Annotated in this window: 13 protein-coding genes and 1 riboswitch; of the genes, 9 read left to right on the forward strand and 4 right to left on the reverse strand. The window is 71.6% G+C overall.

What is annotated here, in order from left to right; all coding sequences use genetic code 11:
• Window positions 1-93: 93 nt before the first annotated feature.
• From shc to ACFVS9_RS26785, 7 genes are all read left to right on the forward strand, one after another.
• Window positions 94-2,106 (forward strand): squalene--hopene cyclase, encoded by a 2,013-nt coding sequence (gene shc / locus ACFVS9_RS26755; protein WP_389936155.1) that lies wholly within the window; start codon window positions 94-96, stop codon window positions 2,104-2,106.
• Between the two features lie 4 nt (window positions 2,107-2,110).
• Window positions 2,111-2,770, forward strand: a complete 660-nt coding sequence (locus ACFVS9_RS26760) for a 1-hydroxy-2-methyl-2-butenyl 4-diphosphate reductase (RefSeq protein WP_383119008.1) — start codon at window positions 2,111-2,113, stop codon at window positions 2,768-2,770.
• A 6-nt stretch (window positions 2,771-2,776) separates the two neighbouring features.
• Window positions 2,777-3,796 (forward strand): adenosyl-hopene transferase HpnH, encoded by a 1,020-nt coding sequence (gene hpnH / locus ACFVS9_RS26765; RefSeq protein WP_383119009.1) that lies wholly within the window; start codon window positions 2,777-2,779, stop codon window positions 3,794-3,796.
• 206 nt (window positions 3,797-4,002) lie between these two features.
• Window positions 4,003-5,913: a 1-deoxy-D-xylulose-5-phosphate synthase gene (dxs, locus tag ACFVS9_RS26770; protein WP_389936160.1), complete on the forward strand. Its 1,911-nt coding sequence runs from the start codon at window positions 4,003-4,005 to the stop codon at window positions 5,911-5,913.
• Window positions 5,910-7,304: an aspartate aminotransferase family protein gene (locus tag ACFVS9_RS26775; protein ID WP_389936163.1), complete on the forward strand. Its 1,395-nt coding sequence runs from the start codon at window positions 5,910-5,912 to the stop codon at window positions 7,302-7,304. The genes dxs and ACFVS9_RS26775 overlap by 4 nt, the downstream gene beginning before the upstream one ends.
• A gap of 83 nt (window positions 7,305-7,387) precedes the next feature.
• Window positions 7,388-8,002 (forward strand): helix-turn-helix domain-containing protein, encoded by a 615-nt coding sequence (locus tag ACFVS9_RS26780; RefSeq protein WP_383118918.1) that lies wholly within the window; start codon window positions 7,388-7,390, stop codon window positions 8,000-8,002.
• 89 nt (window positions 8,003-8,091) lie between these two features.
• Window positions 8,092-8,265, forward strand: coding sequence for a DUF6126 family protein (locus ACFVS9_RS26785; RefSeq protein ID WP_383118919.1), 174 nt, complete (start codon window positions 8,092-8,094; stop codon window positions 8,263-8,265).
• A gap of 35 nt (window positions 8,266-8,300) precedes the next feature.
• On the opposite strand, the gene ACFVS9_RS26790 is transcribed toward ACFVS9_RS26785, so the two are convergent.
• Complete coding sequence (locus ACFVS9_RS26790; RefSeq protein WP_383118920.1) at window positions 8,301-9,128, reverse strand: tyrosine-protein phosphatase; 828 nt, start codon at window positions 9,126-9,128, stop codon at window positions 8,301-8,303.
• Between the two features lie 424 nt (window positions 9,129-9,552).
• Window positions 9,553-9,711: riboswitch (cyclic di-AMP (ydaO/yuaA leader) on the forward strand.
• 4 nt (window positions 9,712-9,715) lie between these two features.
• On the opposite strand from ACFVS9_RS26790, the gene ACFVS9_RS26795 reads away from it, so the two are divergent.
• Window positions 9,716-10,618: a peptidoglycan DD-metalloendopeptidase family protein gene (locus ACFVS9_RS26795; RefSeq protein WP_389936168.1), complete on the forward strand. Its 903-nt coding sequence runs from the start codon at window positions 9,716-9,718 to the stop codon at window positions 10,616-10,618.
• A 163-nt stretch (window positions 10,619-10,781) separates the two neighbouring features.
• A complete protein-coding gene (locus tag ACFVS9_RS26800; RefSeq protein WP_389936171.1) occupies window positions 10,782-11,609 on the forward strand; it encodes an SGNH/GDSL hydrolase family protein in 828 nt (275 codons plus the stop codon).
• A 75-nt stretch (window positions 11,610-11,684) separates the two neighbouring features.
• On the opposite strand, the gene ACFVS9_RS26805 is transcribed toward ACFVS9_RS26800, so the two are convergent.
• Genes ACFVS9_RS26805 through ACFVS9_RS26815 form a run of 3 tightly spaced genes read right to left on the reverse strand, consistent with a single transcriptional unit; the run spans window position 11,685 to window position 14,793 of the window.
• Window positions 11,685-12,608, reverse strand: coding sequence for an STM4011 family radical SAM protein (locus ACFVS9_RS26805; RefSeq protein WP_383118188.1), 924 nt, complete (start codon window positions 12,606-12,608; stop codon window positions 11,685-11,687).
• Between the two features lie 8 nt (window positions 12,609-12,616).
• Entirely contained in the window at window positions 12,617-13,984 is a 1,368-nt protein-coding gene (locus ACFVS9_RS26810; RefSeq protein WP_389936175.1) for an STM4012 family radical SAM protein, read from the reverse strand.
• Window positions 13,981-14,793: an STM4013/SEN3800 family hydrolase gene (locus tag ACFVS9_RS26815; protein ID WP_389936288.1), complete on the reverse strand. Its 813-nt coding sequence runs from the start codon at window positions 14,791-14,793 to the stop codon at window positions 13,981-13,983. The genes ACFVS9_RS26810 and ACFVS9_RS26815 overlap by 4 nt, the downstream gene beginning before the upstream one ends.
• Window positions 14,794-14,825: the final 32 nt, after the last annotated feature.

The following is a 14,825-nucleotide window of genomic DNA, read 5'->3' on the forward strand; positions in this document are numbered from 1 at the left end:
ATTTCCCTCCCTGTCGCGGGGGGGCCCCCCAGGGGGCGCCCGCCGACGGAGACCCCAGCACAGCAGAGGACCAAACTGCACGAAGGGGAAGCCATGACAGCGACGACCGACGGAAGCACCGGGGCCGCGAACCTCCGCGCAGTCCCGGCCAGCGATCCGACCGAATCAACCACCGCCGCCGACGACCTGACGACCGTCGCACGGCATGCCGCCGAACGCTCCGTGAAGCACCTCCTCGGCAGGCAGGACGAACAGGGCTGGTGGAAGGGCGACCTCGCCACCAACGTCACCATGGACGCCGAGGACCTGCTGCTCCGTCAGTTCCTCGGGATCCAGGACCTGGACACCGTCAAGGCCGCCGCCCGCTTCATCCGCGGCGAGCAACTCGGCGACGGCACCTGGAACACCTTCTACGAGGGACCGCCCGACCTCTCCGCCACCATCGAGGCGTACGTCGCGCTACGGCTGGCCGGGGACCGGCCGGACGATCCCCATATGCTCCGCGCGGCCGGCTGGGTCCGGGAGCAGGGCGGTATCGCGGAGTCACGGGTGTTCACCCGGATCTGGCTCGCGCTCTTCGGCTGGTGGAAGTGGGACGACCTCCCCGAACTCCCTCCCGAGCTGATGTTCTTCCCGAAATGGGTCCCGCTCAACATCTACGACTTCGGCTGCTGGGCCCGCCAGACGATCGTGCCGCTCACCATCGTGTCCGCCAAGCGGCCCGTACGTCCGGCGCCCTTCCCCCTGGACGAGCTGCACACCGATCCGGCGTGCCCCGCCCCCTCCAGGCCCACCGCCTCCGTGACCAGCTGGGACGGTGTCTTCCAGCGGCTCGACAAGGCGCTGCACCTGTACCACAAGGTGGCCCCGCGCGGGCTGCGGCGCGTCGCCATGAACGCGGCCGCCCGCTGGATCATCGAACGCCAGGAGAACGACGGCTGCTGGGGCGGCATCCAGCCGCCCGCGGTGTACTCCGTCATCGCCCTGCACCTGCTCGGCTACGACCTCGACCACCCGGTCATGCGGGCGGGACTCGCCTCGCTGGACCGGTTCACCGTATGGCGCGAGGACGGCGCCCGCATGATCGAGGCCTGCCAGTCCCCGGTGTGGGACACCTGCCTCGCCACCATCGCCCTCGCCGACGCGGGGGTCGCCCCCGACCATCCGGCGCTCGTGAGAGCCGCCGACTGGATGCTGGGCGAGGAGATCGTCCGCCCCGGCGACTGGTCCGTACGCAGACCCGAACTGGCCCCGGGCGGCTGGGCGTTCGAGTTCCACAACGACAACTACCCCGACATCGACGACACCGCCGAGGTCGTCCTGGCCCTCCGCCGTGTCCGGCACCCCGACCCGGCCAAGATCGAGGCGGCCATCGGACGCGGAGTGCGCTGGAACCTCGGGATGCAGTCCCGCAACGGCGCCTGGGGGGCCTTCGACGCGGACAACACCAGCCCGTTCCCCAACCGGCTGCCCTTCTGCGACTTCGGCGAGGTCATCGACCCGCCGTCCGCCGACGTCACCGGGCACGTGGTGGAGATGCTGGCCGTCGAGGGGAAGGCGGAGGACCCGCGTACCCGACGGGGCATCGAGTGGCTCCTCGCCGAACAGGAGGCGAGCGGCGCCTGGTTCGGCCGGTGGGGCGTCAACTACATCTACGGCACGGGCTCCGTGGTGCCCGCGCTCGTCGCGGCCGGGCTGCCCGTCGCACACCCCTCGGTGCGGCGGGCCGTCGACTGGCTGAAGTCCGTGCAGAACGACGACGGGGGCTGGGGCGAGGACCTGCGCTCCTACCGCGAGGAGAAGTGGATCGGGCACGGCAGCTCGACCGCCTCCCAGACGGCCTGGGCGCTCCTCGCGCTGCTGGCCGCGGGGGAACGGGAGACCAGGTCGGTGGAGCGGGGCGTCGGCTGGCTGGCCGAGACCCAGCAGGCCGACGGTTCCTGGGACGAGCCCCACTTCACCGGGACCGGTTTCCCCTGGGACTTCTCCATCAACTACCACCTCTACCGGCAGGTGTTCCCCCTCACCGCCCTCGGCCGCTACGTGTACGGCGAGCCCTTCGCCACCGCCGCCGGTATCGGCGCCGGCACCGGTAAGGGGGTCTGAGCCGATGGGTGGTGCACCGGAGCCGGCCGGTCCCGCCACGCCACTGCTGATCGCCTGCGCCCTCGGGATCGAGCGCTTCGCCCTGCGCACCGGCAGGCGGAGCGGAGTCCCGGGCCCCGGGCCCGTCAGCATCATCAGGTCCGGGATGGGTCCCCGGGCCGCCGAGAACGCCGTCAGGCGCGCGCTGGGGCAGCCCGGGGCCGGAGGCACCGCGGTCATCGCCTCCGGCTTCTGCGCCGGGCTGGAACCCGGCATGCACCCGGGCGACCTCGTGGTGGCCGAGGAGACCCGTGACACCGGCGGTACCACGGCCTGCGCCGGCACCGGCCTGCTGGTCGACGCACTGGTCCGGGCCCTGCCCGGACGAACGGTCCACACCGGTCCGCTGGCGGGCTCCGGACATGTCGTCCGGGGCCCGGAGCGGGCCGGGCTCCGGGCGACGGGCGCCGTCGCGGTGGACATGGAGTCCGCCGCGATGCTCCGCACGGCCGTACGGACGGGGCCACGCCCCGTTGCGGCCGTACGGGTGGTCGTGGACGCTCCGGAGCATGAGCTCGTCCGCATCGGCACGGTGCGCGGTGGAATATCGGCATTCCGCGTTCTTCGTGCTGTCCTTCCGGCTTTCCACGAATGGCACCGATCTTTGCTGCTCCCCAGGAGGTGAGCCCAGATGGCCATGCCGCTCCGTCAGTCCATCAAGGTTGCGACGTATCTCTTCGAACAGAAGCTCCGCAAGCGGGAGAAGTTCCCGCTGATCGTGGAGCTCGAACCCTTGTTCGCCTGCAATCTGGCGTGCGAGGGCTGCGGGAAGATCCAGCACCCGGCCGGAGTGCTCAAGCAGCGCATGCCGGTCGCCCAGGCGGTCGGGGCGGTGCTGGAATCCGGTGCCCCGATGGTCTCCATCGCCGGCGGCGAGCCGCTGATGCACCCGCAGATCGACGAGATCGTGCGTCAGCTGGTGGCGAAGAAGAAGTACGTCTTCCTCTGCACCAACGCCATGCTGATGCGCAAGAAGCTCGACAAGTTCACCCCGTCGCCCTACTTCGCCTTCGCCGTGCACATCGACGGACTGCGTGAGCGGCACGACGAGTCGGTCGCCAAGGAAGGCGTCTTCGACGAAGCCGTGGAGGCGATGAAGGAGGCCAAGCGGCGCGGTTTCCGGGTCACGACCAACTCCACCTTCTTCAACACCGACACCCCGCAGACCGTCATCGAGGTACTCAACTTCCTCAACGACGAGCTGAAGGTGGACGAGATGATGATCTCGCCCGCCTACGCCTACGAGAAGGCACCCGACCAGGAGCACTTCCTGGGGGTCGAGCAGACCCGGGAGCTCTTCAAGAAGTCCTTCGCGGGCGGCAACCGCGGCCGGTGGAGGCTCAACCACTCACCGCTCTTCCTCGACTTCCTGGAAGGCAAGGCCGACTTCCCCTGCACGGCCTGGGCGATCCCCAACTACTCGCTCTTCGGCTGGCAGCGCCCCTGCTACCTGATGAGCGACGGGTACGTTCCCACCTACCGCGAGCTCATCGAGGACACCGACTGGGACAAGTACGGCCGGGGCAAGGACCCGCGCTGCGCCAACTGCATGGCGCACTGCGGCTACGAACCCACCGCCGTGCTCGCCACCATGGGGTCGCTGAAGGAATCCCTGCGCGCGGCGCGGGAGACCGTCGGCGGGGGCCGGTGACGGCCTGACGGCGTGAGAGCCGGCCGCCCCGGGTCACCCGGGGCGGCCGGCGTCGCCGCGTGCGGTGCGGGCGGGCAAGCCCGCGCCGTGCGCGGCGGGGCGAGGGGGCCATGAAGACCGCGGCGGGTGCGGACGAGGCCGGCCCCCCACCGGGGCCCCGGCCCTTGCCGTGGACCGAGAGCAGCACGAGAGAGAGGGGCCCGAGCGTGACGTTGCTGGAAACCGTCAAGGGGCCGCAGGACCTCAAGGCGCTGAGCCGACCGGAGCTCGGTGAACTCGCCCGGGAGATCAGGGCGTTCCTGATCGGGGCGGTGGCGAGGACGGGCGGTCACCTCGGCCCCAACCTCGGAGTCGTCGAACTCACCATCGCCCTGCACCGGGTCTTCGACTCGCCGGTGGACCGCATCCTGTGGGACACCGGCCACCAGAGCTATGTGCACAAGCTGCTGACAGGCCGTCAGGACTTTTCCAAGCTCCGCGGCAAGGGCGGTCTCTCCGGCTACCCGTCCCGCGAGGAGTCCGAGCACGACGTCATCGAGAACTCGCACGCCTCCACGGTGCTCGGCTGGGCCGACGGCCTCGCCAAGGCCGACGAGGTCCTGGGACGCGAGCGCCATGTCGTGGCGGTCATCGGCGACGGAGCCCTCACCGGCGGCATGGCCTGGGAGGCGCTCAACAACATCGCCGCCGCCGGGGACCGGCCGCTGATCATCGTGGTCAACGACAACGAGCGCTCGTACGCCCCCACCATCGGAGGCCTCGCCGACCACCTCGCCCTCCTGCGCACCACCGACGGCTACGAACGCTTCCTCTCCTGGGGGAAGGGGGTGCTCCAGCAGACGCCGGTCATCGGCCAGCCGCTGTACGGGTCGCTGCACGGTGCGAAGAAGGGCTTCAAGGACACCTTCGCCCCGCAGGGCATGTTCGAGGACCTGGGTCTCAAGTACGTCGGACCGGTGGACGGGCACGACACCGCCGCGGTGGAGTCCGCGCTCCAGCGGGCCAAGCGCTTCCACGGCCCCGTCCTCGTGCACTGCATCACCGAGAAGGGCCGCGGCTATCCGCCCGCCCTGGCCGACGACGCAGACCGCTTCCACACCGTCGGCAGGATGGACCCGCTGACCTGCGAACCGCTCGTCGTGCCCGCCGCACCGTCGTGGACCTCCGTGTTCGGCGACGAGATCGCGCAGATCGCCGCCGAGCGTCCGGACGTCGTCGCGATCACGGCGGCGATGCTGCACCCGGTCGGACTGACCCGTTTCGCGCAGGAGTTCCCCGACCGGGTCTGGGACGTCGGCATCGCCGAGCAGCACGCGGCGGTCTCCGCCGCGGGCCTGGCCACCGGAGGCCTGCACCCGGTCGTCGCCGTCTACGCGACCTTCCTCAACCGGGCGTTCGACCAGCTGCTCATGGACGTCGCCCTGCACCGCTGCGGGGTCACCTTCGTGCTGGACCGGGCCGGTGTCACCGGGGCCGACGGCCCGTCGCACAACGGCATGTGGGACATGTCCGTGCTCCAGGTCGTCCCGGGGCTCCGGATCGCCGCCCCGCGCGACGCCGACCGGCTGCGTGAGGAACTGCGCGAGGCGATGGACGTGGACGACGCGCCGACCGTCGTCCGGTTCCCCAAGGAGCCGGTGGGGGAGCCGGTCGTCGCCGTCGGAAGGGCCGGCGGGATGGACGTCCTGCACCAGGACCCCGACCCCGACGTCCTGCTGGTGGCCGTCGGGGTGCTCGCCCCGGTCTGCCTGCGGGCCGCGGACCTGCTCGCCGGCTCCGGCATCCGCTGCACCGTCGTCGACCCGCGCTGGGTCAAACCGGTCGACGAGCAGCTGCCCGTGCTCGCGGCGCGGCACGAGCTGGTCGCCGTCGTCGAGGACAACAGCCGGGCGGGCGGGGTCGGCTGGGCCGTCGGACAGGCTCTGCGGGACGCCGGTGTCGACGTACCGCTGCGGACGTTCGGCATCCCCGAGCGGTTCCTCGCGCACGCCGGGCGCGGTGAGGTGCTCGCGGAGATCGGACTCACACCGGTGGAGATCGCCGGAAGCATCGGCGCGGCGCTGGAGCGCCGCAGGACGGCCGGGGAGCGGAACGTGCCGGAGGAGGACGGGGCATGAAGGACGGACGACAGGGATTCGACCTGGCGCGGCTCATCGAGGAGCGGGGCGCCGAACGCTACGAGCTGCACGCCCGCCACCTCAACCACCAGCTCCCGCGCATGCTCCACACCCTCGGCTTCGACAAGGTCTACGAGCGGGCCGAGGGCGCGTACTTCTGGGACGCGGAGGGCAACGACTACCTCGACATGCTCGCCGGATTCGGGGTGATGGGCCTCGGCAGGCACCACCCCGTCGTACGCCGGGCGCTCCACGACGTGCTGGACGCCTCGACGGCGGACCTGACCCGCTTCGACTGCCAGCCGCTGCCCGGACTGCTGGCGGAGCAGCTGCTGGCGCACAGCCCGCACCTGGACCGGGTGTTCTTCGGCAACAGCGGCACGGAGGCGGTCGAGACCGCCCTGAAGTTCGCCCGGTACGCCACCGGCAGGCCACGGATCCTCTACTGCGACCACGCCTTCCACGGGCTGACGACCGGCTCGCTCTCCGTCAACGGCGAGAGCGGCTTCCGGGACGGCTTCGCGCCCCTGCTGCCGGACACCGCCATCGCCCTCGGCGACCTAGACGCGCTGAGGCGGGAGCTGAAGCGCGGTGACGTGGCCGGGCTCGTCGTCGAGCCGATCCAGGGCAAGGGCGTCCACGCCTCACCCCCCGGCTTCCTCCGCGAGGCGCAGGACCTGCTGCACCGGCACAAGGCCCTGCTCATCGCGGACGAGGTGCAGACCGGACTCGGCAGGACCGGTGACTTCTACGCGTACCAGCACGAGGAGGGTGTCGAGCCCGATCTGCTCTGCGTCGCCAAGGCGCTCTCCGGCGGGTACGTGCCCGTCGGTGCGACGCTCGGCAAGGACTGGATCTTCAAGCGCGTCTACTCCTCCATGGACCGGGTCCTCGTCCACTCGGCGAGCTTCGGCTCCAACGCCCAGGCCATGGCGGCGGGGCTCGCGGTCCTCGCGGTGATGGAGCAGGAGGAGACCGTCGCGAACGCCCGCCGCACGGGCGATCTGCTGCGGGAACGGCTGTCGGCGCTCGTGGGGCGCTACGAGCTGCTGCACGAGGTGCGCGGCCGCGGACTGATGATCGGCATCGAATTCGGCCGGCCGTCCTCCCTGAAGCTCCGCAGCCGGTGGACGATGCTCCAGGCGGCCCGCAAGGGTCTCTTCGCGCAGATGGTGGTCGTGCCGCTGCTGCGGAAGCACCGGATCCTCACCCAGGTCTCCGGCGACCACCTGGAGGTGATCAAGCTGATTCCGCCCCTGGTCATCGGGGAGCCGGAGGTCGACCGCTTCGTGACGGCCTTCACCGCGGTCATGGACGACGCGCACAACGGGAGCGGCCTCATGTGGGACTTCGGCAGGACCCTGGTGAAGCAGGCCGTCGCCAACCGCTGAGCACGGCCGGGTCGCACCCCCACGGGTTTTGCCTCAGAGGCAAGTTATTTGCCCGGGAGGAAAGATCCTGGCTCAATGGAGGTATGAACACTCCTGAGGAAGGGGTGGCCGACGAGCTTCCGGGGATCGCGCCACGCCTGCGTGACCTGCGCCGCAACCGCGGTCTCACCCTGGAGGCCGCAGCCGGGCGGGCCGGACTCTCCCCGGCTCACCTCTCCCGGCTGGAGACGGGCCGGAGGCAGCCCTCGCTGCCGATGCTGCTCGGCCTCGCCCGTGTCTACGGTACGACCGTCTCGGAGCTCCTGGGCGAGATGCCCCCGGAACGTGACGCGATCGTCCGCGGCGGCGCCGAGGGCGCGGGTGGCACCGGAGCCGGAGGCTGGGTCTACCGCCAGGCCGGCGCACCGGGCCGTGCCATGCAGGCACTGCGCGTCCGCGTCCCGTACGGCACCGAGGGCGACCTCGTACGCGTCCACCCGGGGGAGGAGTGGCTGTACGTCCTGGACGGGCGGCTCCGGGTGGTGCTCGGGGAGACCGTGCACGACCTCGCCCCGGGGGACAGCGCGCACTTCGACTCGCTCACCCCGCACCGGATCGCGGCGCTCGACCTGGGCGGGGCGCGCCTGCTCTTCGTCCACACGCTGCTGCAGAGCCCGGCCGCCGAGCTCTGCCTCGGCGGCGGGATCCACCGGCTCTGATCCCGCACGCCGTACACCACACACCGCGCCCCCCGGCCCCGACGGCCGGACGGTCAGCCCGGCCCCAGCGGCCGGAAGAGAGGACTGCCATGTCCGATTCGGAGCACTACGACCCGCTCACCCCGCGCAGGCCGAAGAGCGCGGACACCCAGGAGCGGCGGATGCCCCGCGGCGTCGTGATCCGGCTCATCGCCTACCTGGTGGCCGGACACGTCATCGCGGCCTTCCTCTTCCTGCTCTTCACCGTGGCGGGGAAGGGCTGAGCGCGCCGCGGCGGGGAAGGGCTGAGCGCGCCGCGTCACACGCCTTCGACGAGGCGCTCGCGCAGCTTCGCGCGGGTCCCGTCGCCGACCTTCAGCCCGTCGCGGAGGTAGCGGTCGGTGCCGCCCCAGACCTCCTCGATGGTCGCGAATGCCGCCGCGAGGTACTCGGCGCGCGCCCCGAAGAGCGGATTGAGCAGTTCCATCACCTCGTCGGACATGCCGGCCGGCGAGGTGTCGGTACGCCGCACCCTGTAGCGCCGGTGCGCGTCGTTCGACTTGAGGTAGTCGGCCTCGATGGCCTCCCTCTCCACGCCGACCGCGAGCAGTGAGACCGCGACCGACAGGCCCGCCCGGTCCTTGCCCGCCGCGCAGTGCATGAGCGCCGGCACGCTGTCCTCGGCCAGCGCGTGCAGCACGCGGCTGTGTTCGGCGGTGCGGTCCTTGATGATCGAGCGGTACGAGGCGATCATCCGCTCCGTCCCCTTGCCGTCGGCCAGGATCGAGCGCAGCTGCTCGATGTTCCCGTCGCGCACCAGCCGCCAGAACTCCGCCCCGTCGGCCGGATCGGAGAGGGGAATGCTCACATTGCGGACGCCGGGCAGCTCCACGTCGAGCCCGTCCAGCTTGTGGTCGGCGGCGTTGCGGAAGTCGAAGACCGTGTGCAGGCCGAGCCCCGCGAGGAAGGCGGCGTCGGCCTCGGTGGCATGGGCGAGGTGGCCGCTGCGGTAGAGGCGCCCGTACCGCACGGTACGGCCGTCCTCCGTCGGAAGTCCGCCGACGTCGCGGAAGTTGCGGACCCCGGTCAGGGCGACGTCGTCCTTCGGCTCGGGGCCGGCCGGCGGGAACTCTGGCAGCTGCGTCACGAGGGCTCCTGGGGTGTCGGGCGTCGGCGCCGCTCGCCGACGGGGCACGCCCGCGACGATACGACATGGCTGCATCGGGCAACCGTCCTCAGGGTCCGCCGGTGGGGCCGGGGCCGGTCGGCGGACGTGGCGGCGACCGGCCTGTGTCCGTATTGCCTTATTTAATAGAACATGCCCCGCTTGTGCGGGAGATGGGGGGAGGCGGGTGAGCGGGATCATATCCGTGACGGTGTGTGGTGAAGCCGCCGACGGGTATTCCGGACGCCGTGCGGAATGCCAAGATCCGTAATCCACGGAGTGTGACGGGAATTCTCCGCAGGAATTGAAGCGTGGATTCCGGTCGGCAATCCGTGGCTTGTTCGCGGCGTCCCGGCTCGCTTACGGTCACGGTCAATCCGGTCGGAACGCCTAATCCTGCCGCCGCCCGGAATCCGCACCGACCCACGTGTGGCAGGAGCGGGGGAACCAGGTAAGTCGCCGGCCGGAGGGATCCGGTACGGCTTGGGGTCAAGTCGCGCACCGCGCGGCCGGGCATCTCCAGTCCGAACCCGACAGCTCACCTCGCAGGCGCCGGAGAGGACACCCCCATGCCCGCACAAGGCAAGCACCGACGTACGAAGACCGGCGCGATCTCCCGAGGCGTCCTCGCCGCGGGGACCGGTGGCGCCGTTCTCGCCCTTCCGCTGATCGGCGCCACCGGCGCCCACGCCGCCGAGCAGGCCGCGCCGGCCAAGGCCGTCGCCGCCCACAGCGCTCCCGCCTCGGTGGCCAAGAGCTCCCCGAAGACCTACACGGTCGTCTCCGGCGACTACCTGGCGAAGATCGCGACCGCCCAGAAGATCAAGGGCGGCTGGCAGAAGCTGTACCAGGACAACCGTGACGTCGTCGGCGAGAACCCGAGCCTGATCCTCCCGGGCATGAAGCTGACGCTCGGCGCCAAGGCCTCCGCCCCCGCCGAGGCGGCGCCCTCCAAGGCCGCCCCGTCGGCCGCCGAGACGGCCGCCCCGGCCGAGAAGACCGCCGCCCCGGCCCAGGAGACGGCTGCGAAGACCGCCGACTCCGCCGCCTCGGAGAGCAACAGCTCCGGCTGGACCACCCCGGTCGAGAACGCCAACGTCACCACCCAGTACCGCGCCTCCGGCGCCAGCTGGTCCAGCGGCTACCACACCGGCTCCGACTTCCAGGCCGCCTCCGGCACCAGCGTCCGGTCCATCGGCGCGGGCACCGTGGTCTCCGCCGGCTGGAGCGGTTCGTACGGCAACGAGGTCGTCATCCAGCACAGCGACGGCATGTACTCCCAGTACGCGCACCTGTCCTCGCTCGGCGTCTCCGCCGGCCAGACCGTCAGCGGCGGCCAGCAGATCGGCCTCTCCGGCTCGACCGGCAACTCCACCGGCCCGCACCTCCACTTCGAGGTCCGGACCGGCCCGAGCTACGGCTCGGACGTCGACCCGATCGCCTACCTGCGTTCGCACGGCGTCTCCATCTGAGACACACCACCCGAGGGTGGAGGCGAGGGGCGGTGCGCTGCGGCGCACCGCCCCTCGCCTTATTCCGGCTTTACCAAAAACTGACCGGGTGGTCTTTCTCACCACCCGTCAACCCCTTATTACGGTCGCGTAGGTCACATTCGAAGGTGCAGGATAAGCGCTTGTGGCAGACGATTCGAGAAACAGACAACGAGGCACCATCGGGTCGTACGCAGCGATTGGCGACAGCTTCACGGAGGGCGTCGGCGACCCCGGCCCCGGCGGGACACCCGTCGGCTGGGCGGACCGCCTGGCGGTCCTCCTCGCGGACCAGCTCCCGGCCCCCGATGCGATGGTCGGCCCCGCGGACGACCCGCACGGGAATTTCCGGTACGCCAATCTCGCCGTACGCGGACGACTCCTCGACCAGATAGTCGAGGAACAGGTCCCCCGCGCCAAGGAGCTGGCACCTGACCTGGTGAGCTTCTGCGCGGGCGGCAACGACATCCTCCGCCCGGGCTCGGACCCGGACGACGTGGCGGAACGCTTCGAGCGCGCCGTCGCCGAGCTGACGCAGGCGGTCGGCACCGTCATGGTCACCACCGGCTTCGACACCCGTGGCATCCCCGTGCTCAAGCACCTGCGGGGCAAGATCGCCATGTACACCGCGCACGTCCGGTCCATCGCCGACCGGTACGACTGCCCGGTGCTCGACCTGTGGTCCCTGCGGTCCGTGCAGGACCGGCGGGCCTGGGACAACGACCGGCTGCACCTCTCCGCCGAGGGCCACACCCGGGTCGCGCTGCGCGCCGCCCAGGTCCTGGGCCTCGACGTGCCGGCCGACCCCGACCAGGCGTGGCCCCCGCAGGCGCAGCGCGGGACGCTCGAGGTGCGGCGCGACGACATCCACTGGGCGCGCGAGTACCTCGTCCCCTGGATCGGACGCCGGCTGCGGGGGGAGTCCTCCGGTGACCACGTCGAGGCCAAGCGCCCCGATCTGCTCCCGCTCTGACCCCCACGGCGGCGGACCTGCCCTTCAGGCCTGCCGCCGCCGCGCGGGCCGCTCCCCTCGCGGGCCGTCGCCCCGTCAGCGGCTGACGAAGGGGAGCGGGCGACGGCCCCCGGCCGGTACGACGAGCCCGTCCGGCTCGGGCCTCCGCCACGGACGGGCGGGTATCCGCTCCAGCACGCCGCCCGCGAAGACGTCGTACAACGGCAGTGTCTCCAGGTGCACATAGCCGATGTGGCAGTCGCACACGTCGAGCGGACAGCCGCGGGGGCCTAGCGCGCTCCGGTAGCTGCCGTCGTAGAGGTTCCCCAGCTCCGCGCGGACGAAGTGACAGCGGCGCACCGTCCCGTCACCGTCCACCGAGACCACCGACTCGCCGGTCCGGCAGGGCAGGCCCGCGGAGCGGTGCGGATGCCTGCTGTAGGGGAACAGCGGGTCCAGGGCCGTCCACCGGTCCGCCTGTTCGTCCGTGTAGGTGTGCCCCTCGGCGGCGTTGACCCAGAGATACACCTCGGGCGGCAGCGCCGAGCGCAGGCGGCGGGCCTCCTCCAGGTGCTCGTCGAGACCGACGATCCCGACGCTGTGACGCACCCCGAGGTCCGTCAGCTCCCGGCACCGGCCGAGGAAGCGCTCGTACGGTGTCTGGCCCGGGTGGTAGGTGCACCACAGGGCGACCTTGTCGCGATCGGCCTCGGCCAGCCAGGCCGTACGGCCGCTCAGATTGGTCTGGACGGCCACCCGCGCGACGTGCGGCAGCCGTGACATCCCGACGACCGCCCTCCGGTACCAGGACCGCACCAGGCCCTCGCCCCACGGGGTGAACAGCACCGACAGCCGGTCGCCGGTCTGCGCGGCCGCCCACGCGGTGAACCGCTCCAGGGCCGCACGGTCCGTCCTCAACTGCTCCCCGGTGTCCCGGCGCTTGGCGAACGGGCAGTACGGGCAGTCGTAGTCGCACGAGGCCAGGGGGCCCCGGTAGAGGATCGTCAGGTCCGTGCCCACGGGCCCGCTCACTTCGCCTCGTACGCGGCCATGGCGGCCCGCACCGCCGGGGAGAACAGCTCCGGGCCCAGGGCGTCGGAGTGTGCCAGGCCCTCGGGCGAGAGGCGCAGCAGGCCGGGGCCCGCCGAACCGTCCAGCCAGCCGCGTCCGGCGAAGAGCTCCAGTTCGGTGCGGAAGTCGTCGTACGCGTCGGTGCCGAAGCGCGCGTGGTACTCGGAGGGCCGCATGCCCTCGGCCTGGAGCAGCGACTGCAGCAGGTGGCGCCGGCGGGCCTCCTCGTCGTCGACGTACCTGCCGACCTCCGCGCGGGAGAAGTCCTCGGTGCCGGTGAAGCCGTCGATGATGCCCCGGATCTCGCGCATCTCCACCGCGTAGTCGAAGGAGTAGTGCAGGCGCGAGGTGTACGAGCGTGCCCCGCAGCCGAGACCGATCATGCCGTCGGTCTGGCAGGCGTAGTCGTCGGGTCCCGCCGGCGGGGCGTCCGCGCGGCGGAACATCCGCATCGACACCTGCTCGTAGCCCCGGGCCAGCAGATGGTCGCGGCCCGCCCGGTACAGCCGCAGCCGCTGTTCGTCCCAGGCGGTGTCCGGGCCCTCCGGCTCCTGTGCGCCGGCGCCCAGCCGTCCGAGACCGGTCAGCGGGCGCACGTACAGCGGGTAGAGGTACAGCTCCTCCGGGCTCCACGCCAGGGCGGCGTCCAGCGAGGTGCGCCAACTCGCCTCGGTCTGCCCCTCGATGCCGTAGATCAGGTCGATGTTGAGGACCGGGATGCGGGCGTCGCGGATGCGGCCGAGGGCAGCCTCCACCTCGGAGCGGTGCTGCGGGCGGACCGCGGCCCTGGCCTCGGCGTCCACGAAGCTCTGCACCCCGATGCTGATCCGCGTGGTGCCCCGGTCGGCCAGCACACCCAGCCGGTCCGCGGTGGCCGTCGACGGCGAGGTCTCCACCGACAGGGGGACCGCCCGCAGGGCGGCGCCCATCCGCTTCTCCGCGATGTCGCAGAGCCGCTCCAGCTCCCCGGCGGTGAGGAAGGTGGGGGTGCCGCCGCCGAACGCGGCGGCGGCGAAGCGCACGGGTTCCCCGTCCCCCAGGGCGTCCCGGACGGCGGTGGCCTGCCGGTCGAGCGCGTCGAGGTAACGCGTCGTCAGCTCGTCGGGGGCGCCGATCCTGGTAAAGAGGTTGCAGAACCCGCAGCGCACCTCGCAGAACGGTATGTGGACGTAGAGGGAGAGCGCGTCCTTGCGCTCCGCCGCCCAGAGTTCGCCCAGCTGCGGACGGCCGGCGGGGTGGTTTTCCAGGGGGCGGTAGGCGGTCTTGTGCGGGTAGGCGTAGACGTAGCTGCGGTACGGGCTGGTGCGGTGCGTGGTGCCGGTCATCGGCTCGCCCCCTGTTCGAGGAAGAAGTGGGCATAGGGAACGGTCCATACGGCCTCGTGACCGATCCGGTGGCCGGTGTAGCCGTCGTCGCCGTAGGCGGTGCCGTGGTCGGAGCAGACGATGGCGAAACACCTGCGCCTGCTGCTCGCGGCCGCGAAGAGACGCCCGATGTGCCGGTCCACGTACTCCAGGGCCGCGGCGTGGGTGGCCCTGGAGTCCCCCGCTCCGGGGGTGGCGCCGGGCAGGTGGAACCAGTTGGGCTGGTGCAGCGCCGACACGTTGACGAAGAGGAGGAGCCTCTCGTCCGCGGGGAGTTCCGAGACGACCTGCTCGGCGCGGGCCACCTGGGCCTCGAAGGACGTGGGGGAGGCGACCGAGAACTCCGGCTCCCAGTGGCTCTCCTGGAACATGCCGGGCAGCACCGAGCCGAGCGGGGGACGCCGGTCGAAGAAGCCCACGCCGCCGACGCACACCGTGCGGTAGCCCACGGCGGCGAGGCCGGACAGGATGTCGGGGGACTCGTGGACGAAGGTGCCGGGCGCGGTGGACTCACTGCCCGCGAACCGTGCCGCGAACAGCCTCGGGTGAGGGCCGGGCGCGGCGGGCGTCGGCAGGAAGCCCGCGAAGATCGCCTGGTGGGAGGCGTACGTGAAGCTGCCCGGAGCATGCCTCTTCTCCCAGGTGCCGCCGGGCAGATGCCGGGCGAGGTTCGGGATGCGCCCGGCCGCGGCCAGTTCCTCGGCGACGTCGTAGCGCAGCGTGTCCAGGGTGACGAGAAGGATGTCGTGGCTGCCCACGACCTCGTTCATGTCGGGCTCCGTGGCCAGCGGGTCGGGGTTCG

The sequence above is a fragment of the Streptomyces sp. NPDC058008 genome (assembly GCF_042886395.1).
In the GTDB taxonomy this organism is placed as follows: Bacteria; Actinomycetota; Actinomycetes; order Streptomycetales; family Streptomycetaceae; genus Streptomyces.

Coding starts and splice junctions, on each gene's coding strand:
- ACFVS9_RS26775 (WP_389936163.1), top strand. CDS start 5,910: ATGAAGGACGGACGACAGGGATTCGACCTGGCGCGGCTCATCGAGGAG.
- ACFVS9_RS26810 (WP_389936175.1), bottom strand. CDS start 13,984: ATGACCGGCACCACGCACCGCACCAGCCCGTACCGCAGCTACGTCTAC.
- ACFVS9_RS26795 (WP_389936168.1), top strand. CDS start 9,716: ATGCCCGCACAAGGCAAGCACCGACGTACGAAGACCGGCGCGATCTCC.
- ACFVS9_RS26760 (WP_383119008.1), top strand. CDS start 2,111: ATGGGTGGTGCACCGGAGCCGGCCGGTCCCGCCACGCCACTGCTGATC.
- ACFVS9_RS26815 (WP_389936288.1), bottom strand. CDS start 14,793: ATGAACGAGGTCGTGGGCAGCCACGACATCCTTCTCGTCACCCTGGAC.
- hpnH (WP_383119009.1), top strand. CDS start 2,777: ATGGCCATGCCGCTCCGTCAGTCCATCAAGGTTGCGACGTATCTCTTC.
- shc (WP_389936155.1), top strand. CDS start 94: ATGACAGCGACGACCGACGGAAGCACCGGGGCCGCGAACCTCCGCGCA.
- ACFVS9_RS26780 (WP_383118918.1), top strand. CDS start 7,388: ATGAACACTCCTGAGGAAGGGGTGGCCGACGAGCTTCCGGGGATCGCG.
- ACFVS9_RS26785 (WP_383118919.1), top strand. CDS start 8,092: ATGTCCGATTCGGAGCACTACGACCCGCTCACCCCGCGCAGGCCGAAG.